At 60.4% G+C, this 19,936-nt stretch carries 14 protein-coding genes, 2 tRNA genes, 2 rRNA genes and 1 riboswitch; of the genes, 12 read left to right on the top strand and 6 right to left on the bottom strand.

Going from position 1 to position 19,936, the window contains the following annotated elements; translation table 11 throughout:
* Positions 1-13 precede the first annotated feature (13 nt).
* The 4 genes from CLU91_RS21030 to CLU91_RS21015 form a co-directional block, all read right to left on the bottom strand.
* Positions 14-2,903, bottom strand: a 23S ribosomal RNA gene (locus tag CLU91_RS21030).
* Positions 2,904-3,145: 242 nt separating this feature from the next.
* A tRNA-Ala gene (locus tag CLU91_RS21025) sits at positions 3,146-3,221 on the bottom strand.
* A 25-nt stretch (positions 3,222-3,246) separates the two neighbouring features.
* A tRNA-Ile gene (locus CLU91_RS21020) sits at positions 3,247-3,323 on the bottom strand.
* 79 nt (positions 3,324-3,402) lie between these two features.
* Positions 3,403-4,933 (bottom strand): 16S ribosomal RNA (locus CLU91_RS21015).
* Together the 16S and 23S rRNA genes with 2 tRNA genes alongside form the textbook arrangement of a ribosomal RNA operon.
* A 484-nt stretch (positions 4,934-5,417) precedes the next feature.
* Between CLU91_RS21015 and cobT the strand changes: the two genes are divergently transcribed.
* The 12 genes from cobT (at position 5,418) to CLU91_RS20955 (ending at position 17,605) form a co-directional block, all read left to right on the top strand.
* Positions 5,418-6,458, top strand: a complete 1,041-nt coding sequence (gene cobT, locus CLU91_RS21010) for a nicotinate-nucleotide--dimethylbenzimidazole phosphoribosyltransferase (RefSeq protein WP_100875682.1) — start codon at positions 5,418-5,420, stop codon at positions 6,456-6,458.
* Positions 6,459-6,462: 4 nt separating this feature from the next.
* The gene (locus CLU91_RS21005) at positions 6,463-7,269 is read left to right on the top strand and encodes an adenosylcobinamide-GDP ribazoletransferase (RefSeq protein WP_100875681.1); all 807 of its coding nucleotides are present in this window, start codon (positions 6,463-6,465) and stop codon (positions 7,267-7,269) included.
* A gap of 6 nt (positions 7,270-7,275) precedes the next feature.
* Positions 7,276-7,830: a histidine phosphatase family protein gene (locus CLU91_RS21000; protein ID WP_100875680.1), complete on the top strand. Its 555-nt coding sequence runs from the start codon at positions 7,276-7,278 to the stop codon at positions 7,828-7,830.
* A gap of 44 nt (positions 7,831-7,874) precedes the next feature.
* A riboswitch (cobalamin riboswitch) is annotated at positions 7,875-8,116 on the top strand.
* 83 nt (positions 8,117-8,199) lie between these two features.
* A complete protein-coding gene (locus tag CLU91_RS20995) occupies positions 8,200-10,191 on the top strand; it encodes a TonB-dependent receptor (RefSeq protein WP_198521374.1) in 1,992 nt (663 codons plus the stop codon).
* Positions 10,192-10,322: 131 nt separating this feature from the next.
* Positions 10,323-11,348, top strand: a complete 1,026-nt coding sequence (locus CLU91_RS20990; protein WP_100875678.1) for a FecCD family ABC transporter permease — start codon at positions 10,323-10,325, stop codon at positions 11,346-11,348.
* Positions 11,349-11,355: 7 nt separating this feature from the next.
* Positions 11,356-12,129 (top strand): ABC transporter ATP-binding protein, encoded by a 774-nt coding sequence (locus CLU91_RS20985; RefSeq protein ID WP_100875677.1) that lies wholly within the window; start codon positions 11,356-11,358, stop codon positions 12,127-12,129.
* Positions 12,126-12,752, top strand: coding sequence for a cob(I)yrinic acid a,c-diamide adenosyltransferase (cobO, locus tag CLU91_RS20980; protein ID WP_100875676.1), 627 nt, complete (start codon positions 12,126-12,128; stop codon positions 12,750-12,752). The genes CLU91_RS20985 and cobO overlap by 4 nt, the downstream gene beginning before the upstream one ends.
* Positions 12,753-12,759: 7 nt before the next feature.
* Positions 12,760-13,326, top strand: coding sequence for a bifunctional adenosylcobinamide kinase/adenosylcobinamide-phosphate guanylyltransferase (cobU, locus tag CLU91_RS20975; RefSeq protein WP_100875675.1), 567 nt, complete (start codon positions 12,760-12,762; stop codon positions 13,324-13,326).
* On the top strand, positions 13,320-14,273 hold the full coding sequence (gene cbiB, locus CLU91_RS20970) for an adenosylcobinamide-phosphate synthase CbiB (protein WP_100875674.1): 954 nt from the start codon (positions 13,320-13,322) through the stop codon (positions 14,271-14,273). The genes cobU and cbiB overlap by 7 nt, the downstream gene beginning before the upstream one ends.
* Positions 14,266-15,252, top strand: coding sequence for a threonine-phosphate decarboxylase CobD (gene cobD, locus CLU91_RS20965; RefSeq protein ID WP_100875673.1), 987 nt, complete (start codon positions 14,266-14,268; stop codon positions 15,250-15,252). Before cbiB ends, cobD begins: the two co-directional genes overlap by 8 nt.
* The gene (locus CLU91_RS20960) at positions 15,249-16,148 is read left to right on the top strand and encodes a cobalamin-binding protein (protein ID WP_100875672.1); all 900 of its coding nucleotides are present in this window, start codon (positions 15,249-15,251) and stop codon (positions 16,146-16,148) included. Before cobD ends, CLU91_RS20960 begins: the two co-directional genes overlap by 4 nt.
* Entirely contained in the window at positions 16,145-17,605 is a 1,461-nt protein-coding gene (locus CLU91_RS20955) for a cobyric acid synthase (protein WP_232730822.1), read from the top strand. Before CLU91_RS20960 ends, CLU91_RS20955 begins: the two co-directional genes overlap by 4 nt.
* Here CLU91_RS20955 and CLU91_RS20950 read toward each other — a convergent pair whose 3' ends face one another.
* Both CLU91_RS20950 and CLU91_RS20945 read right to left on the bottom strand, forming a co-directional pair.
* Positions 17,606-18,769 (bottom strand): hypothetical protein, encoded by a 1,164-nt coding sequence (locus CLU91_RS20950; RefSeq protein ID WP_100875671.1) that lies wholly within the window; start codon positions 18,767-18,769, stop codon positions 17,606-17,608. It abuts the gene before it with no gap.
* A 114-nt stretch (positions 18,770-18,883) separates the two neighbouring features.
* A complete protein-coding gene (locus tag CLU91_RS20945) occupies positions 18,884-19,855 on the bottom strand; it encodes a helix-turn-helix domain-containing protein (protein ID WP_100875670.1) in 972 nt (323 codons plus the stop codon).
* Positions 19,856-19,936 lie beyond the last annotated feature (81 nt).

The following is a 19,936-nucleotide window of genomic DNA, read 5'->3' as shown; positions in this document are numbered from 1 at the left end:
CTGCTAAGGTTATAGGGACAAGCCGTACGGGCAATTAGTACTGGTTAGCTTAATGCATTACTGCACTTCCACACCCAGCCTATCAACGTCCTGGTCTCGAACGACCCTTCAAAGAGCTCAAGGCTCTGGGAAATCTCATCTCAAGGCAAGTTTCCCGCTTAGATGCTTTCAGCGGTTATCTCTTCCGTATTTAGCTACCCGGCAATGCCACTGGCGTGACAACCGGTACACCAGAGATACGTCCACTCCGGTCCTCTCGTACTAGGAGCAGCCCCCTTCAAATTTCCAACGCCCACGGCAGATAGGGACCAAACTGTCTCACGACGTTTTAAACCCAGCTCACGTACCACTTTAAATGGCGAACAGCCATACCCTTGGGACCGGCTACAGCCCCAGGATGTGATGAGCCGACATCGAGGTGCCAAACTCCCCCGTCGATATGAACTCTTGGGAGGAATCAGCCTGTTATCCCCAGAGTACCTTTTATCCGTTGAGCGATGGCCCTTCCATACAGAACCACCGGATCACTATGTCCTACTTTCGTACCTGCTCGACTTGTCAGTCTCGCAGTTAAGCACGCTTATGCCATTGCACTATCAACACGATGTCCGACCGTATCTAGCGTACCTTCGAACTCCTCCGTTACACTTTAGGAGGAGACCGCCCCAGTCAAACTGCCTACCATGCACTGTCCCCGATCCGGATAACGGACCAAGGTTAGAACCTCAAACAAACCAGGGTGGTATTTCAAGGTTGGCTCCACGAGAACTAGCGTCCCCGCTTCAAAGCCTCCCACCTATCCTACACAGATTGGTTCAAAGTCCAATGCAAAGCTACAGTAAAGGTTCATGGGGTCTTTCCGTCTAGCCGCGGGTAGATTGCATCATCACAAACATTTCAACTTCGCTGAGTCTCGGGAGGAGACAGTGTGGCCATCGTTACGCCATTCGTGCAGGTCGGAACTTACCCGACAAGGAATTTCGCTACCTTAGGACCGTTATAGTTACGGCCGCCGTTTACTGGGACTTCAATCAAGAGCTTGCACCCCATCATTTAATCTTCCAGCACCGGGCAGGCGTCACACCCTATACGTCCACTTTCGTGTTTGCAGAGTGCTGTGTTTTTATTAAACAGTCGCAGCCACCAGTTTATTGCAACCCTTTCACCCTTCTGGAGTAAACCAGTCAAGCTACCGGGGCGTACCTTTTCCCGAAGTTACGGTACCAATTTGCCGAGTTCCTTCTCCCGAGTTCTCTCAAGCGCCTTAGAATACTCATCTCGCCCACCTGTGTCGGTTTGCGGTACGGTCTCGTATGACTGAAGCTTAGAGGCTTTTCTTGGAACCACTTCCGATTGCTTCGTGAACAAGTTCACTCGTCTCAACCCCTTGAATTCCGCGCCCGGATTTGCCTAAGCGCCTTCTATGAGCCAAAAACCAACTATTCCAACAGTTGGACAACCTTCCGCGATCCGTCCCCCCATCGCATCATACGACGGTGCAGGAATATTAACCTGCTTCCCATCAGCTACGCATCTCTGCCTCGCCTTAGGGGCCGACTCACCCTGCTCCGATGAACGTTGAACAGGAAACCTTGGGCTTACGGCGTGGAGGCTTTTCACCCCCATTATCGCTACTCATGTCAGCATTCGCACTTCTGATACCTCCAGCATCCTTTACAAGACACCTTCGCAGGCTTACAGAACGCTCTCCTACCATATATATCTGTGATAAATCACAGAACAATATCCGCAGCTTCGGTGACTGGCTTAGCCCCGTTACATCTTCCGCGCAGGACGACTCGATCAGTGAGCTATTACGCTTTCTTTAAATGATGGCTGCTTCTAAGCCAACATCCTGACTGTTTTAGCCTTCCCACTTCGTTTTCCACTTAGCCAATCTTTGGGACCTTAGCTGGCGGTCTGGGTTGTTTCCCTCTTGACGCCGGACGTTAGCACCCGACGTCTGTCTCCCAAGCTCGCACTCATCGGTATTCGGAGTTTGCAATGGTTTGGTAAGTCGCAATGACCCCCTAGCCATAACAGTGCTCTACCCCCGATGGTGATACTTGAGGCACTACCTAAATAGTTTTCGGAGAGAACCAGCTATTTCCAAGTTTGTTTAGCCTTTCACCCCTACCCACAGCTCATCCCCTAATTTTTCAACATTAGTGGGTTCGGACCTCCAGGGCGTGTTACCGCACCTTCATCCTGGCCATGAGTAGATCACTTGGTTTCGGGTCTACACCCAGCGACTGATCGCCCTATTCGGACTCGATTTCTCTACGGCTTCCCTATTCGGTTAACCTTGCCACTGAATGTAAGTCGCTGACCCATTATACAAAAGGTACGCAGTCACGGAACAAGTCCGCTCCTACTGTTTGTATGCACACGGTTTCAGGATCTATTTCACTCCCCTTCCGGGGTTCTTTTCGCCTTTCCCTCACGGTACTGGTTCACTATCGGTCGATTACGAGTATTTAGCCTTGGAGGATGGTCCCCCCATATTCAGACAGGATGTCACGTGTCCCGCCCTACTTGTCGTACGCTTAGTACCACCGGTCTGATTTCGAATACGGGACTATCACCCGCTACGGTTCCTATTTCCAGAGGATTCTTCTATCAGTCCGACTATCACGTACAGGCTCTTCCCATTTCGCTCGCCGCTACTTTGGGAATCTCGGTTGATTTCTTTTCCTGCAGCTACTTAGATGTTTCAGTTCGCCGCGTTCGCCTTGCATACCTATGTATTCAGTATGCAATACCCTAAAAGGGTGGGTTGCCCCATTCGGAAATCTGCGGATCAAAGTGTGTTTGCTCACTCCCCGCAGCTTATCGCAAGCTACTACGTCCTTCATCGCCTGTAATCGCCAAGGCATCCACCATGTGCACTTATTCGCTTGTCCCTATAACGTTAGCCTCTGATAATCGAAACTATCAAAGAGCGCTACAGGGATAAGAAAGTACAACGTTGTTGCTTGTTTGTTGATACATACAATCATTACCCATCGATTCGCTTTTTACGGCAAACCGATCAATAAATAATCTTTACTTCTTCCAGATTGTTAAAGAACATACAGCACTTGATCTCGAAAAGACCAAACCTAAATCCCGGCGCACTCTCTGCACTGATTTACGTTTGAACTTTTGGTGGAGGATGACGGGATCGAACCGACGACCCCCTGCTTGCAAAGCAGGTGCTCTCCCAGCTGAGCTAATCCCCCTAGGGTATTTCCAGACTACAGAAACTGGTAGGGCTGGTTGGACTCGAACCAACGACCCCCGCGTTATCAACACGGTGCTCTAACCAGCTGAGCTACAGCCCCAAATGCTGTTCTTTATATTAACAGCCGATAAGTGTGAACATTTGATGCGTGAATCATGACTGATTCGTGCAAACTCTAGAAAGGAGGTGATCCAGCCGCACCTTCCGATACGGCTACCTTGTTACGACTTCACCCCAGTCACGAATCCTACCGTGGTAAGCGCCCTCCTTACGGTTAAGCTACCTACTTCTGGTAAAACCCGCTCCCATGGTGTGACGGGCGGTGTGTACAAGACCCGGGAACGTATTCACCGCGACATGCTGATCCGCGATTACTAGCGATTCCAACTTCATGCAGTCGAGTTGCAGACTACAATCCGGACTACGATACACTTTCTGCGATTAGCTCCCCCTCGCGGGTTGGCGGCGCTCTGTATGTACCATTGTATGACGTGTGAAGCCCTACCCATAAGGGCCATGAGGACTTGACGTCATCCCCACCTTCCTCCGGTTTGTCACCGGCAGTCTCATTAGAGTGCCCTTTCGTAGCAACTAATGACAAGGGTTGCGCTCGTTGCGGGACTTAACCCAACATCTCACGACACGAGCTGACGACAGCCATGCAGCACCTGTGTACTGGTTCTCTTTCGAGCACTCCCCAATCTCTCGGGGATTCCAGCCATGTCAAGGGTAGGTAAGGTTTTTCGCGTTGCATCGAATTAATCCACATCATCCACCGCTTGTGCGGGTCCCCGTCAATTCCTTTGAGTTTTAATCTTGCGACCGTACTCCCCAGGCGGTCTACTTCACGCGTTAGCTGCGTTACCAAGTCAATTAAGACCCGACAACTAGTAGACATCGTTTAGGGCGTGGACTACCAGGGTATCTAATCCTGTTTGCTCCCCACGCTTTCGTGCATGAGCGTCAATCTTGACCCAGGGGGCTGCCTTCGCCATCGGTGTTCCTCCACATATCTACGCATTTCACTGCTACACGTGGAATTCTACCCCCCTCTGCCAGATTCTAGCCTTGCAGTCTCCAATGCAATTCCCAGGTTGAGCCCGGGGATTTCACATCAGACTTACAAAACCGCCTGCGCACGCTTTACGCCCAGTAATTCCGATTAACGCTTGCACCCTACGTATTACCGCGGCTGCTGGCACGTAGTTAGCCGGTGCTTATTCTTCAGGTACCGTCATTAGCAAGAGATATTAGCTCTCACCGTTTCTTCCCTGACAAAAGAGCTTTACAACCCGAAGGCCTTCTTCACTCACGCGGCATTGCTGGATCAGGCTTTCGCCCATTGTCCAAAATTCCCCACTGCTGCCTCCCGTAGGAGTCTGGACCGTGTCTCAGTTCCAGTGTGGCTGGTCGTCCTCTCAGACCAGCTACTGATCGATGCCTTGGTAGGCTTTTACCCTACCAACTAGCTAATCAGATATCGGCCGCTCCACGAGCATGAGGTCTTGCGATCCCCCACTTTCATCCTTAGATCGTATGCGGTATTAGCGTAACTTTCGCTACGTTATCCCCCACTCTAGGGTACGTTCCGATATATTACTCACCCGTTCGCCACTCGCCACCAGAGCAAGCTCCGTGCTGCCGTTCGACTTGCATGTGTAAGGCATGCCGCCAGCGTTCAATCTGAGCCAGGATCAAACTCTTCAGTTTAATCTCTGTTTAATGTCATTTCTGACAGGTCGGACAGTATCACTACCATCCAAATCTTTTGCATTGCAAAAGATTTGCTCACTCAAAAAACTGACAGGCCACTACTTTCGTAGCGCCTATTTCATTATTTCTTGTGAACATTTGATATTTTAAGTTTTACGCTGCTTGCGCAGCGCTGCACTTACATCAAATGCCCACACTTATCGACTGTTAATTGTTAAAGAACTGTATTCGGCGCTACTTTCGCGCTATCGACAAAGCGTTGTGTTTGTCAGCTGCGAAGAAGGAAGAGTATGAAGCATTTCACTACATCCGTCAACTCCTTCTTTTCTCGTCTCACTCGGCATTTGCATGCGTCGTTCAGCGAGGGGGCGAATTATAGCCCTGCCCCGCGTGCCCTGCAAGTGCTATTTTGCAGCTTAGCAAATATTGCTGTGTGATATCGTAGCGCCAACAATCCCCTGCCTCACCCACCTTGACTCCCATGCCTATCCCACACATCACCCCCACCGCCAATCCCGCACTGGCCAGCGCACTCGAACATGCCATCAATAGCAAGACCAAGCCGCTGGGCAGTCTGGGGCTACTGGAAACGCTGGCTCGCCAGATCGGCCTGATCCAGCAAAGCACGCAACTGGCACTACACCAGCCCGCCATCATCGTTTTTGCGGCTGACCATGGCGTCGTCGCCGAAGGCATTTCCGCTTATCCGCAAAGCGTGACCTGGCAAATGGTGGAAAATTTTCTGGCCAACGGCGCTGCCATCAACGTCTTTGCCCGCCAGACAGATTGCGCCCTCTATATAGTAGACGCCGGGGTGAACCACGATTTCGGCCCGCGCGACGGTCTGCTGGACCGCAAGCAAGCTCCCGGCACCCGCAACTTTGCCAACGAACCCGCCATGAGCCAGGAACAATGCCTGGCCGCCATGCAGACGGGCATGGACCTGGCCGCCACCTTGGACGGCAATGTGCTGGGCTTTGGCGAAATGGGTATCGGCAACACCACCGCTGCCGCGGCACTGATGCACAAGCTGACGCAAACCCCGGTCGCCGATTGCGTGGGCGCCGGCACCGGCCTGTCAAAGGAAGGTATATTGCACAAGCAACAGGTAATCGAAGCGGCCGTCGCGCATCATGCGGCAGCCAACGAACCACTCGACGTGCTGGCCACCTTTGGCGGTTTCGAAATCGTCATGATGGCCGGCGCCATGCTGAAAGCGGCCGAACGGCGCATGATTTTGCTGATCGATGGCTTCATCGTCAGCAGCGCCCTGCTGGTGGCAGCCCGTCTGCAGCCGGCCATCCTCGATTACTGCGTGTTTTCGCACTGCTCCGATGAAAACGGCCATCGCCAGCTGCTCGCCAGCCTGGGTGCGCGTCCGCTGCTGCATCTCGATTTGCGCCTAGGTGAAGGCACGGGTTCGGCGCTGGCCTTGCCGCTGCTGCACGCGGCCGTCAACTTCATGCGCGAAATGGCGACCTTCGCCTCGGCCCAGGTCAGCGAAAAGTCCATGCCAGACTAAGACCATGACCAATCCCGTTTCCGCCGCCATCCATCAGTGCCGCCTGTTCTTCATCGCGCTGCAATTCTTCACGCGCCTGCCGATACCGCGCTGGGTGGGCTTCGAGCCGGCCTGGCTGCAGCACGCCTCGCGCTACTTTCCGCTGGTCGGCGTCGTGGTGGCGGCCATCAGTGGCGCCGCGTATCTGCTGGCCAGCTGGCTCCTGCCTTCGACGATAGCCGTGCTGCTGGCCGTCGCCGCCGGCATTTACCTGACGGGCGCCTTCCATGAAGACGGCTTTGCCGACATGTGCGACGGTTTCGGCGGCGGCATGACGCGCGAGCGGGTGCTGGAAATCATGAAGGATTCGCGCATCGGCGCATATGGCGCCATCGGCATCATCTGCCTGCTGGCCATCAAGTGCGCGGCGCTCGCCTCAACGCCACCTGCCACCGTGGTGGCGACCTTGTTCATCGCCCATCCTTTGTCGCGCCTGGCCGCCGTCTCGCTGATCTGGCTCATGGACTACGCGCGCGACGAAGGCAAGGCCAAGCCGATGGCGCAAGAAATGACTACGGGAGAATTCATCATCGCCGCTACCTGCGCCCTGTTGCCCGCCATCGCCTGCGGCGTGCTGGGGATAGTTAACTGGGCCACGCTGGTCTTTGCCGTCGTGGCGGCGGCAGCTGCCGCATTCTGGCTGGGCCGCAAATGCCAGCACCGCCTGCAAGGCTACACGGGCGACTGTCTGGGCGCAGTACAGCAACTGGCGGAAGTGGCGATTTACCTGGCCATCCTCTCCAGTTTCCAGCCTCCATTGCGCTTCTACTAAACAAACATGCGCCTGATCCTCGTTCGCCACCCCACGCCGCAAGTAACCAGCGGCACCTGCTATGGCCGCAGTGACGTGGCGGTGGCGCCGCACGAAATGGCCACGGTGCGCGCCAGCCTGCAAGCGACTTTGCCGGCCGGCGTGCCGCTGTATGCCAGCCCGCTGCGCCGCTGTGCCGGCCTGGCGTCAGCATTGGCGCAAGACCTGCCTTCCAGCTGCTTGCACTTCGACGCGCGGCTGGCCGAGATGGATTTCGGCGCGTGGGAAATGCAGCCCTGGCACGCCATTGCACGCGCGGACATCGATGCCTGGGCCGCCGATCTGGCCTGGTACCGTCCCGGCGGGGGTGAGAATGTGCTGGCGATGGCCGCCCGCGTCGATGCATTTTTAGGCGATCTGTTGCGTGAACAACACGAAACGGCCATCATCATCTGCCACGCGGGCACCATCCGCCTGCTGTCGGCACTGCAAGCCCGGCTGCCATTGGAGGAAGCGGCCCTGCTGGCCGCCCGTTCCGCCCATAAAATCGCCTACGGCGCGACGGTCGTCGTCGATTTCTGATATCGAAGCGGCCAGCCAGCCATTTCAGTCTACGCCTGCTGCACGTATAATGGCCGGGTTTTGGTGCCCGCGCTCATGTCCATGAGCGCAGTTAAACGGGAAACACGATGCCGCTCCCGCGGCGAGCGTGTGCTGCCCCCGCAACGGTAAGCAAGTGTCGCCCCTCCCGACAGGAAGCGGGCGACAAGCTATCTCTGACAACCACTGTGCTTGCAATCATCGAGCATGGGAAGGTGGGATAGCGGTACTTGCCAGCCCGGATACCGGCCAGGACAGGTGGAAGTGCGGGCCTTGCCGGGTGCCGCACCTTCCGTTGAATCTGGCTTGCGGGGACGCGAGCCGGATGCTTTTTCCGAAGAAAACGATATCATGACTGCTCCCGTATTACACCGCCGCGCGCCGGCAATGGCGCCGCGCGCCCTGGTTTCCGCCATTTCCCTGTGCTTCATCGCTGCCGCTCCCGCCTTCGCGCAAACCGCGAACAAGACGCTGGACCAGATCGTCGTGACGGGTTCGCGCTTCAACAGCGATCCGGCACTGCAGCCGATCGGTGCCACCGTCATCACGGCCGATGAAATCCGCCGCGCGGGCATCAGCGATGTGAACCAGGCGATCCGCAAGATCGGCGGCGTGTATGGCCGTCAAAGCCTCACCGGCAGCCCTGACTTTACCCTCGACCTGCGTGGCTTCGGCGCCACCGCCAGCCAGAACACGGTCGTGGTCCTCGATGGCGTGCGCCTGTCGGAAAATGAGCTGACCGACCCAGTCCTGGCCAGCATTCCCATCGATAGCGTGGAACGCATCGAGATCACGCGCGGCGGCAGCAGCGTCCTGTACGGCGACGGCGCCACGGGCGGCGTGATCAACATCGTCACCAAACGTCCAGGCAAGCAAGCTGGCCGTGGCACCGTCTTTGCGGAAGTGGGCCAGTTGGGCCAGCGCGAAGTGCGCGGCTCCGTCGCCCAGACCTGGAATAACGTCACTCTCGATGCCGCTGTTGGCAAGCAGGAAACCGACAACTATCGCGATAATAACGAATACAAACAGACCAACTTCGGCGGCGGCGCGCAATGGCAGGACAAGGATGTCCGCGCAGGTGTGCGTATCGACAGCACGCGCCAGGATAGCCGCCTCCCTGGCTCGATCACACTGGCACAGTTTGAAGACAATCCACGCCAGACTAAAACACCGAAAGATTTCGGTTCGGTCGACAGCGACCGCTACACCGCATTCGCCGAAGGCCGCCTGGGCACCATTGATCTGGCAGCAGAATTGTCGCATCGCGAAAAAACGGCCAAGTCCACCTATTTCAGCAGCTTCGGCCCTTCCGCATCCGAGCGCAAAACCAAGCAAAACCAGTTCTCGCCACGTCTGCGCCACCTGGGCCAGTTCGACGGCATGCTCAATGAAATCGTCGCCGGCGCCGACTTCATCAAGTGGGATCTGGCGGTCGACGCTTCGTACTCCCAAGCCAAGGCAAAGCAGAAATCGCAGGCAATCTATGTGCGCGATGAACTGAAATTCGCTGGCCCGCAAAACTTCCGCCTCGCCGCCGGTGTGCGCCATGAAACGTTCGACAAGAACTCGGTCGATCCTGTACCGTTCACCACGGCCACCTACAAAATCAAGCAGAACTTCAATGCCTGGGATGTGCAAGGCAGCTTCGACGTCGTACCGCAGGTAAATCTGTATGCCAAGGCTGGCCAGAGCTATCGCGTGGCTAACGCTGATGAAAACGGCTACACGCCGGTGGAAAACAAGCCCTTGCAAGGCCAGACCTCGCACGACCTGGAATTGGGCGCGACCTACAACAACAGCATCGTCAAGGTCGATGCACGCGTCTTCCGCCACAAACTGACCAACGAGATCTATTACGATCCGACTGTAGGTCAATTTGGCGGGGCCAACACCAATCTGGATCCGACCAAACATCAAGGCTTCGAACTCGATGCCAGCACCAACATCGCGGCTGACTGGAGAGTCAGCGGTCATTACCAGCACGTGAAAGCGACTTTCACCGAAGGCGTCAACTCGGGCAAGGAACTGACACTGATCCCGAAAAACACCCTGTCGGCACGCCTGTCGTGGGTACCGAAAGATGGCCAAAGCGCGGACATCGGCGCGCAATGGGTGGACAGCCAGCGCTATGGCAGCGATTTTGCCAATACCTGCAATGCCAAGGTGCCATCGTTCACGACGTTCGATGCCCGCTATGCACGCAAGTTCGGCGCCTGGGAAGTGGCGGTCAATGCCTTGAACCTGACCGACAAGCAATACTTCACCAATGCCTTCAGCTGCAAAGGCGGCATCTATCCTAGCAATGGCCGTCAGATGAAACTCTCGGCACGCTACGATTTCTAAATCGGCCCGGAGATGATTACAATGGCCCGTACGCGCAACCGCATGCGGGCCATTTTTTGTATACGCCCCGTCAACGCTACTGAGGAAGTCCGCAGCCACTTGCACCGCTCCCGCTTCACCTAAGGCAGTACATGCACCCATTTTTCCGCAACATGCGCCACCGCGCCACCGTGATCCTCACGGTGCTGATCGTGTGCGCAATTGCCAGCCTGATTTTCTCCGGCATGATCGGTTCGATCGCGATTCCGCTCGCCGACCTGCCTTCCGCCCTGTTCCATGTGGTGCAGGGCAAGACCGATACCCTCGCCGCCACTTTGCTCGATCTGCGCCTGGGCCGCGCGCTGACCGCCTTTGTCACGGGCGCGGCGCTCTCTTTGGCGGGCCTGATGATGCAGGCGCTGTTGCGCAATCCCCTGGCCGACCCGTATGTGCTGGGCATTTCCGCCGGCGCCTCCGTCGGCGCGCTGGCCGCGCTGCTGTTCATGTGCGCGCTGTGGGTGGTCGACGCGGCCGCCTTTGCCGGCGCCGTCGGCGTCTCCATGCTGCTGTACTTCTTTGCCCGGCGCGACCTGCGCGGCGGCACGGCTGCCGAAGGCGGCGCCTCGCTCTTGCTGCTGACGGGGGTGATCCTGGCCTCGGCCTGCATGGCCATCGTCACCCTGATGCTGTCGATTGCCCCGGAAAGCCGCTTGCGCAGCATGGTGTTCTGGATGATCGGCGACCTGGCCGGCGCGCCCGCGCGGCTGATGCCCTGGCTGGTCCTGGCCGGCGCCCTGGTCTTCGCGCTGCGCTGCGCGCGCTCGCTGAACGTCATGGCGCTGCATGCGGAAGCGGCCAGCACCCTGGGCGTGCGCGTGGGCGCGTTGCGCAAAGGTCTGTTCTTCTGTTCCGGCCTGCTTACGGCCAGCGCCGTCACCAGCGCCGGCAGCGTGGGTTTTGTCGGCCTGATCGTGCCGCACGCACTGCGCTTTGCCTGCGGCCCCGATCATCGCCTGCTGATACCGGCCGCCGCGCTGGCCGGCGGCACCTTCCTGGTGCTGGCCGATACCTTGGCGCGTACCGTGCTGGCGCCGTTGCAACTGCCCGTCGGCGTCGTCACGGCCATGATAGGCGCACCCGTCTTCCTGTACCAATTGCACCGCTTGCGCAGAGGATGAAACAAGCATGATCCGCACCTACCAACTGGGCCTGAAGGCAGGCACGCGCTGCCTGGTGGAAAACCTCACCTGGCACATCAGGGATGGCGAATGCTGGAGCGTCATCGGCCGCAATGGCGCGGGCAAGAGCACCTTGCTGCGCGCGCTGGCCGGCTTGCGCGCACCGGATGCGGGCCACGTGACGATACAGGGCCGCGCCCTGATCGACTGGCCGCTCGACGAACTGGCGCGCGAACGGGCTTTCCTGGCGCAGGCGCGCCACGATGCGTTCTCGTACCGCGTCATCGAAACCGTGCTGTCGGCGCGCCACCCGTATCACGACAACCATTACTGGGAAGGCAGCGACGACCAGCGCATCGCCATGGCGGCGCTGGCATCGATGGAAGTAGAACACCTGGCCGAGCGCGACGTGCGCAGCCTGTCCGGCGGCGAACGCCAGCGCGTGGCGATCGCCGCCATGCTGGCGCAGGATACGCCCTTGCTGCTGCTGGACGAACCGGCCAATGCGCTGGATCTGGCGCATCAGGTCAGCGTCATGGGCCTGCTGGCCAAGCTGTGCCGCGAACAGGATAAAACCGTGGTGATGGTGGGGCATGACCTGAACCTGGCGCACAGCGTCTCGACCCATGCGCTGCTGCTGATGGGCGACGGCGGCTGGCTGGCCGGCCCCGTGGCCGAGGTGATGCAGGCCTCCATCCTGGGCGACTACCTGGGCCACCCAATCGAAATCATCACCCACGGCAAACGCAAGATATTCATACCCAAAGAGGATCAACAATGAGCGACAACATCAACGCGGACACCGCCGCCATCAACGAACGCCACCGCGTGCGCATGGAAAGAAAAAAAGCCATCATCGACGCGGCCATCGCCAAGGCCGACAAGGAAATCGGCATCATCATCGTCAATACGGGCAATGGCAAGGGCAAGAGTTCGAGCGGCTTCGGCATGGCCATCCGCGCCATGGGCCATGGCATGAAGGTGGGCGTGGTGCAGTTCATCAAGGGCGCCATGTCGACGGGCGAAGAAAAATTCCTGCGCCGCTTCCCCGATGAAATCAGTTTTCATGCGATGGGCGAAGGCTATACCTGGGAAACGCAGAACCGCGAGCGCGACATCGAAAAAGCCGAACTGGCATGGGAGCAGGCAAAAACCTTCCTGGCCGACCCCAGCTACGGCTTGGTGCTGTTCGACGAACTCAATATCGCCCTCAAGTACAACTACCTCGACGTGCATCAAGTCATCGCCGACCTGCTGGAACGCCCAGCCATGCAGCACGTGGTCATCACGGGCCGCGGCGCGCCGGACGAATTGATCGCCATCGCCGACACCGTCACCGAGATGGCCGTCGTCAAGCATGCGTACGCGGCCGGTATCGGCGCGCAAATCGGCACCGAGTGGTAACGGCGCCATGACGCGCACCCTGGTCTTCGGCGGCGCCCGTTCCGGCAAGAGCGCCCATGCGGAAAAGCTGGCCCGCGAGTCGGGCAAGGAAGTCGTCTATATCGCCACCGCGCAAGCGGGCGACGGCGAGATGGCCACGCGTATCACGCATCACCGTGCGCAGCGCCCGGCCGAATGGACGACACTGGAAGAAGCGCTGCGCCTGGGCGACGCCATCCTGCGGGAAGCGCTGCCCGGGCGCCTGCTGCTGGTCGACTGCCTGACCTTGTGGCTGACGAACCTGATGTTTTCCAGCGGCGAAACCTATCCGGACGTGGGCGACATCGCGCTGCCCGAACTGTTCCACAGCGAGCGCGCGCACCTGCTGTATGCGCTTGCGGAAATCGAAGACACAGCTTGCGACATTGTGCTGGTATCGAATGAAGTGGGCATGGGCATCGTGCCGTATGGCGCCATCTCGCGCTGCTTCACCGATGAAGCGGGCCGCTTGAACCAGGCCGTGGCGGCCATCTGCGACCGGGCCGTGTTTGTCGCCGCCGGCCTGCCCCTGCACCTGAAAGGCGGCCCATGCTGAGCGGCCTGTCGCTGCCCATGCTGGCCGCCTTGATGACGGCCGGCGTGCTGCTCGACCTGCTGCTGGGAGAAACGCGCCGCTGGCATCCACTGGTGGGCTTTGGCCGCCTCGCCAGCGCGCTTGAACGCCTGCTGAACCGGGGCCGTGGGCGTTTGCTGCGCGGCGCGCTGGCGTGGTCGCTGGCCGTGCTGCCGATCAGCTATGCGGCCTGGTGGCTGTGCGGCCTGGCCGGTGCGGCCCTGCACGTCTTCCTGCTGTATCTATGCCTGGGCTTGCGCAGCCTGCGCGACCACAATCAGCCGATCGCCGATGCCCTGGCCATCGATGACCTGGACAACGCGCGCCTGCTGACGGCGCGCATCGTCAGCCGCGACACGGCCAACGCCGACGCGGCCAGCCTGGCCAAGGCCAGCACGGAATCCTTGCTGGAAAACGGCAACGACGCCGTCTTCGGCACCCTGTTCTGGTTTGCCGTAGCGGGCGGCCCCGGCGCCGTGCTCTTCAGGCTGGCCAATACGCTCGACGCCATGTGGGGCTACCGCAACGCACGTTATGACTGGTTCGGCTGCTGCGCCGCGCGCATCGACGACGTCTTGAATTACCTGCCGGCGCGCCTGACGGCCATCTCCTATGTCATGCTGGGCAAGACCATGGCGGACAAGCAGCGCGCCTGGCACTGCTGGCGCACGCAGGCCCCCAATTGGGGCAGTCCGAACGCGGGGCCCGTCATGGCCAGCGGCGCCGGCGCCCTGGGCCTGGCTTTGGGCGGCGACGCCATCTACGACGGCGAACTGGAACGCCGCCCGCCGCTGGGCAGCGGCCGTCCCGCCGAAGCGCGCGACATCGACCGCGCCTGGCGCCTGGTGGCCGAGACGGCCGTGTTGTGGCTGATCTGGATGGCGCTGCTGGCGAGCCTGTTCTACCTGAAGGGAAAATACCTTGCTTGAACATGGCGGCAACCTGCGCGACGCCGCGCGCGAATATGGACGGCCCATCGCCGGCTGGATCGACCTGTCGACCGGCATCAACCCGCACTGGTATGCAGCGCCAGCACCGGACGCCAACGCCTGGCACCGGCTGCCGGAAGCCGATCCCGCGCTGGGCGCTGCCGCCTGCGCGTACTACGACGCGCCAGCCATGCTGCCCGTGGCGGGCACGCAGGCCGCCATCCAGGCCTTGCCCCGGCTGCGCGCGCCATCGCGCGTGGTGGTGGCCGCGCCGTCGTACGCGGAACACGCGCACCACTGGGGCCAGCACGGTCACGAATTGCGACAAGTGCCGTATGCGCAGCTGGCCGATGCCGTCGACCACTGCGACGTGCTGGTCATCTGCAATCCGAACAACCCCACGGGTGAGCGCATCGCTCCCGCACTGCTACGGGAATGGGCTGGCAAGCTGGCCGCGCGCGGCGGCTGGCTGGTGGTCGACGAAGCGTTTGGCGATACGGGAGCGCACGCCAGCCTCGGGCCGCACACAGGCCAACCGGGCCTGATCGTGCTGCGTTCGGTGGGCAAATTCTTTGGCCTGGCGGGACTGCGCCTGGGCTTTGTCGCCGCCCATCCCGCCCTGCTGGTGCAACTGGCCGACATGCTGGGACCGTGGAGCGTCAGCGGCCCGGCGCAGCAGGTGGCACTGGCTGCGCTCACCGACACGCACTGGCAGGAAGCGATGCGCGAACGCCTGCGCGGCGAAGGCGCCCGCTTGCATCAGCTGTTGGCCGCGCACGGCATCGCCAGCAGCGGCACGGCGCTGTTTCAGTGGTGGCCGGAAGCACGCGCCGAAGCGTTCTGGCGCCATATGGCGGAAGCCGGCATCTGGGTGCGCCTGTTCCGCCACGCGGCCCACGGCATCCGCCTGGGCCTGCCCCCCGACGAACACGCCTGGCTGCGCCTGCAGCAGGCCCTCACCACATGGAAGAAGCTATGAACCACTTGAAAACAGCACTGCTGCTGGCGGGACTGATCTCGACCCAGGCGCACGCCGCCATCAGCGTGCGTGACGACGACGGCAATACCGTCACCCTGGCCAGGCCCGCGCAACGCATCCTGGCGCTGGCGCCGCACGTGACGGAACTGCTGTTCGCAGCCGGTGGCGGCAAGAAAATCGCCGGCGTCGTCAGCTACAGCGACTACCCGGAAGCGGCCAAGAAACTGCCGCAGGTAGGCGACAACCGCCAGTACGACATGGAGCGCATCATCGCCATGAAGCCGGACCTGATCGTCGTGTGGATGCATGGCAGCGCCGAGCGCCAGATCGCCATGCTGCGCCAGCTGAAGGTGCCGATCTATCACAGCGAGCCGCGCAAGCTGGCCGATATCCCCGACAGCATGGAGCGCCTGGGCCAGTTGATGGGCACGGAGAAAATCGCCAAGCCGGCCGCCGCCCAGCTGCGCGCCAAACTGGCCAGCCTGACGGCCCAGTATGCGCAGCGCCCGCCCGTGCGCGTGTTTTACCAGGTGTGGGACAAGCCCCTGTACACCTTGAGCGGTGCGAGCATCATCAGCGACTCCATGCGCGTGTGCGGCGGCCAGAATGTGTTTGCAGCGATGAAGGTGGTGGCGCCCGTCGTCACGCCGGAAGGCGTGCTGCAGGAGGATCCGGAAGTCATTTTCGGCACCAGCGAAAAAAGCGATCCGCGCAGCGAAGGCGGCCTGGCCATGTGGCGCGCCTTCCCATCGATGACGGCCGTGCGCAAGAATAACCTGTTCCGCCTGAATGGCGACCTGCTCAACCGCGCCGGCCCGCGCATGATCGAAGGCACGGCCGCCATGTGCGACCAGCTGGAAGTGGCCCGCCAGCGCCGGACGAAAGCTGTCCCATGAAGGCGCAGGCGCCGTTTCCCGCCCTGATGGTGCAGGGCACGACGTCGGATGCGGGCAAGAGCACGGTCGTGGCCGCGCTGTGCCGATTGTTGATGCGCCGCGGCGTGACGGTAGCACCGTTCAAGCCGCAAAACATGGCCTTGAATAGCGCCGTGACGGCGGACGGCGGAGAAATCGGCCGCGCGCAAGCCTTGCAGGCGCTGGCCTGCGGCATCGCGCCGCACACGGACATGAACCCGGTACTGTTGAAACCGTCCTCGAACACGGGGGCGCAGGTAATCATCCATGGCAAGGTACGCGCCGAGATGGATGCGCGCGACTACCAGCAATACAAGACCATCGCCTTGGGCGCCGTGCTCGAATCGTACGCGCGACTGCGCCAGCAATATGCCGCCGTCATCGTCGAAGGCGCCGGCAGCCCCGCCGAAGTCAACTTGCGCGCGCGCGACATCGCCAACATGGGCTTTGCCGAAGCCGTCGACTGTCCCGTGATTCTGGTGGCCGATATCGACCGTGGCGGCGTCTTCGCGCACATCATCGGCACCCTGGCGTGTTTGTCCGACAGCGAGCGCGCGCGCATCCTCGGCTTTGTCATCAACCGCTTCCGCGGCGACATCTCGCTGCTACAACCGGGCATCGACTGGCTGGAGCAGCAGACCGGCAAGCCCGTGCTGGCCGTGCTGCCCTATCTGCAAGGCCTGTTCCTCGATGCGGAAGACGCCGTCGACGCGATGCAGACAGAACGCGGCGCCTTCAAGGTGCTGGTGCCGCAACTGCCGCGCATCAGCAACCACACGGACGTCGATGCGCTGCGCGCCCATCCCGGCATCGACCTGCAATTCATCCAGCAAGGGCAGCCGATTCCGCCGGCCGACCTGGTGATCCTGCCCGGCAGCAAGAACACGCGCGCTGACCTGGCCTGGTTGCAGCAGCAGGGCTGGCCCGCCTATCTGGCCAAGCACCTGCGCTATGGCGGCAAGATACTTGGCATCTGCGGCGGCTTCCAGATGCTGGGCCTGGCCGTACACGACCCGCTGGGAGTGGAAGGGGTTGCTGGAGAATCGAAGGCACTGGGCCTGCTCGATATGGTGACGGAGCTGACAAGCGACAAGCGGCTGGAACAGGTGCGTGGCCACTGCGCGTTTGCCGGCGCGGATGATGCGCCCGTGGCAGGCTATGAAATCCACATGGGCGTCTCGCAGGGCGCCGCCCTGCGGCAGCCTGCGTTCGTCATCGATGGACGGCCGGAAGGGGCCGTATCGGGCGACGGGCAAATCCTCGGCAGCTATTTGCACGGCATGTTCGACACGCCCGCCGCATGTTCGGCGCTGCTGCGCTGGGCGGGGCTGGACTCCAGCCACACGGTGGACACCGCCGCCCTGCGCGAGGCCAGCCTGGAGTGCATCGCCGACGCGGCGCTGCCTCTGCTGGCCGCCCTGGAGCACATCAAACGCTGACTATTTTTTCAGGCACATGCCCATGTACGAACGGTCGGTCGAAAACTCGACTGCCATGCTCGACGACACTGGCATGAACATCGAATAGTCGGCCGGCACGTCGGCCGGGTCCTTGAACACGGCGACGCCATCGAAATCGACGGCTTGCGCGCCCAGGCCCAGCTTGTTGACGGTGATGGTTTCCGCATGCGTCTTGCCGGTCGTGTTATTCGTCAGGGTGGCGGTGCTGCCGGCAACGACCATGTTCGCGCTGATGCCCTGCGCCGCACAGGCATAGCTGCCGTTGATTTCCGTGCCGATCTTCTGCTGTTTGGCGGCCACGATGGTGCCCACGCGCATGACGTTTTCCTGGTTGCGGCCGTAGCGGTCGATGAACAGCGCCAGCCCCCGGTCTCCCGCATGCACGTGCACGATGCCGAAGTCCTGGCCACCCTGGCGGGCGACGAGCAAGCCGGTCTTCGCATCCTTGACCAGGGTCAGGCTGGCGTTTTCCGCTTCCAGCTGCGGCGATACCGCAGAGCACACGCCTTGCGCGTTGAACACGCCGCCATTGCACAGTTGGGCCGCGCCGTCGGCTGCGATCTTGAGAGTGCCTTTCGGATGGAAAGGGAAAGCGCCGTTCGAGGCATTGCGCATGGACCCCAGGAAAATATAGTTGCCAGCCAGCTTGGCCACGTCACCCACCGCATAGCCGCTGCCGCTGACGGTCGAGACCATGTTGCCTAATTTGATATTGCCCGACAGCAGACGCGTGCGCGCATCGACGGTAACGCTGAAATCTGTTCCCGTATAGGTGGTCAAATTGCCGGTGGTGGTAGCGCTGAACGTGCCGCTGCGATCGCTCAAGCCGAACTGCGTCGACAAGACACGGATGACATAGGTTTTCTTGACGCTGTCAAACGTGATGCGCCAGGTGTCGCCGATATCGGCGGCCACGTCATACACGCTTTCGTCAGCACTGGCACCGGCAATGACACTCAGGCCAGCCTCTTTCGCCACGGCTTCCGATGCCACCGTCACGCTGTCGGCGGGGACGACGGGAACGACGGGAGGCGTCACCACGACGGGTGGCTTGGCGGGGGTTTCCGGCGTGCCGCTATCGCTGCCGCCACCGCATGCGGACAGGGCCGCGCCCAACAAAACGATCGAAATTGCATTCTTCATCAGTGACTTTCCAGGATTCCAGGACAAATTGCGGGCAACAGGCCCCACAACGACAGCGCTCATGCTAGATCAGAACAGAAATTATTGCTATAGGACAATTGTTCTATAGACTTTCTACGGCAACATCTCGGTCAGCACGGCCAGCGCCGCCGCCAATGCCGTCTTGTTGCCCACATCGAGCTTGGCATACACGCTGTGCAACTGATTCCTGACCGTGGCAGGCGATACGCCTTGCCGCCTGGCAATGTCCTTGTAGCTGAGGCCACTGGCCGCCAGGCGCGCCACCGCCTCTTCGACGCCGGTCAGCGGCCGCCCCGCCGGACGCCGCGTCAACTGGACATACAGGTAGCCGCCCCACTCCGTCACACGCGCCAGCAGGGTTTTCCCCGCATACAGACCCTGACCTGGGCGCCGCAGTTCTTCAACAAAGTGTGCTGGCAGCATGGGTGGATCCCACTCGGGCCACTCCCGCTGCAACATGTCGGCGGCCAGCGGTTCCACATATTGCAGGCAGCCGTTCAGGCTGGCCAGCAAGCGGACACTGCCGGGTGACGGCTCCACGTCCGGCGCCCGGAACAAACGGCTGTTGATCGCCTGCGCCTGGGTCAGGTGCGGCAACAACAGGTTACCGAGCTCAGTCTCGGCAGCGGAATAGGCACGTTCCGGCCCCGCCCGCCACAACGCAATCAGATCCAGGTTGGCGTGATGGGTGGCCGGTGAAATCAGCACCATGCTGTGGGCAATCGCGTATTTCTTGCAGTAGGCATGCAAGTCCAGGTAGCGCGGATCGATGTCGACCGATTCCATCGTCACGCAGCGGCCGCGTGAACGGCAGGCATCGGCCAGGATGGTGTCGGGGCTGACGAGCACCTTGCGATCGGCCAGTTTCTCGATCGGTTGCTGATACATATGCAGGCTGTGCAGCGAAATCGCCATGTCCGGGGAAAAAGAGGCGGCGATGATGGCGGCGGAATCGAAGGGCAGCGTCTGTCTCAGCATATCGAGCGCCTGTCCCTGAAACTCGCCCGTTGTGCATTCCTGGGCACTGCCATACAAATTCAGGATCAGGTGATTCAACTCTCTCATGGTGCAATGAATCCACTTTCATCCGGCAATGGCGGCATTGTGCTGCGCGGCACAAGCCATGTCAACATGGCAATCACGGCA

Source organism: Janthinobacterium sp. 64 (assembly GCF_002813325.1).
Classification (GTDB): domain Bacteria; phylum Pseudomonadota; class Gammaproteobacteria; order Burkholderiales; family Burkholderiaceae_D; genus Janthinobacterium.
The sequence above is the reverse complement of the archived record's forward strand: the minus strand, read 5'-3'. Positions and strand labels throughout refer to the sequence as shown.

What these genes read in the sequence shown, in the direction of transcription:
- cobT (WP_100875682.1), top strand. Translation starts at nt 5,418, where the DNA reads ATGCCTATCCCACACATCACCCCCACCGCCAATCCCGCACTGGCCAGC.
- CLU91_RS21005 (WP_100875681.1), top strand. Translation starts at nt 6,463, where the DNA reads ATGACCAATCCCGTTTCCGCCGCCATCCATCAGTGCCGCCTGTTCTTC.
- CLU91_RS21000 (WP_100875680.1), top strand. Translation starts at nt 7,276, where the DNA reads ATGCGCCTGATCCTCGTTCGCCACCCCACGCCGCAAGTAACCAGCGGC.
- CLU91_RS20995 (WP_198521374.1), top strand. Translation starts at nt 8,200, where the DNA reads ATGACTGCTCCCGTATTACACCGCCGCGCGCCGGCAATGGCGCCGCGC.
- CLU91_RS20990 (WP_100875678.1), top strand. Translation starts at nt 10,323, where the DNA reads ATGCACCCATTTTTCCGCAACATGCGCCACCGCGCCACCGTGATCCTC.
- CLU91_RS20985 (WP_100875677.1), top strand. Translation starts at nt 11,356, where the DNA reads ATGATCCGCACCTACCAACTGGGCCTGAAGGCAGGCACGCGCTGCCTG.
- cobO (WP_100875676.1), top strand. Translation starts at nt 12,126, where the DNA reads ATGAGCGACAACATCAACGCGGACACCGCCGCCATCAACGAACGCCAC.
- cobU (WP_100875675.1), top strand. Translation starts at nt 12,760, where the DNA reads ATGACGCGCACCCTGGTCTTCGGCGGCGCCCGTTCCGGCAAGAGCGCC.
- cbiB (WP_100875674.1), top strand. Translation starts at nt 13,320, where the DNA reads ATGCTGAGCGGCCTGTCGCTGCCCATGCTGGCCGCCTTGATGACGGCC.
- CLU91_RS20960 (WP_100875672.1), top strand. Translation starts at nt 15,249, where the DNA reads ATGAACCACTTGAAAACAGCACTGCTGCTGGCGGGACTGATCTCGACC.
- CLU91_RS20955 (WP_232730822.1), top strand. Translation starts at nt 16,145, where the DNA reads ATGAAGGCGCAGGCGCCGTTTCCCGCCCTGATGGTGCAGGGCACGACG.
- CLU91_RS20950 (WP_100875671.1), bottom strand. Translation starts at nt 18,769, where the DNA reads ATGAAGAATGCAATTTCGATCGTTTTGTTGGGCGCGGCCCTGTCCGCA.
- CLU91_RS20945 (WP_100875670.1), bottom strand. Translation starts at nt 19,855, where the DNA reads ATGAGAGAGTTGAATCACCTGATCCTGAATTTGTATGGCAGTGCCCAG.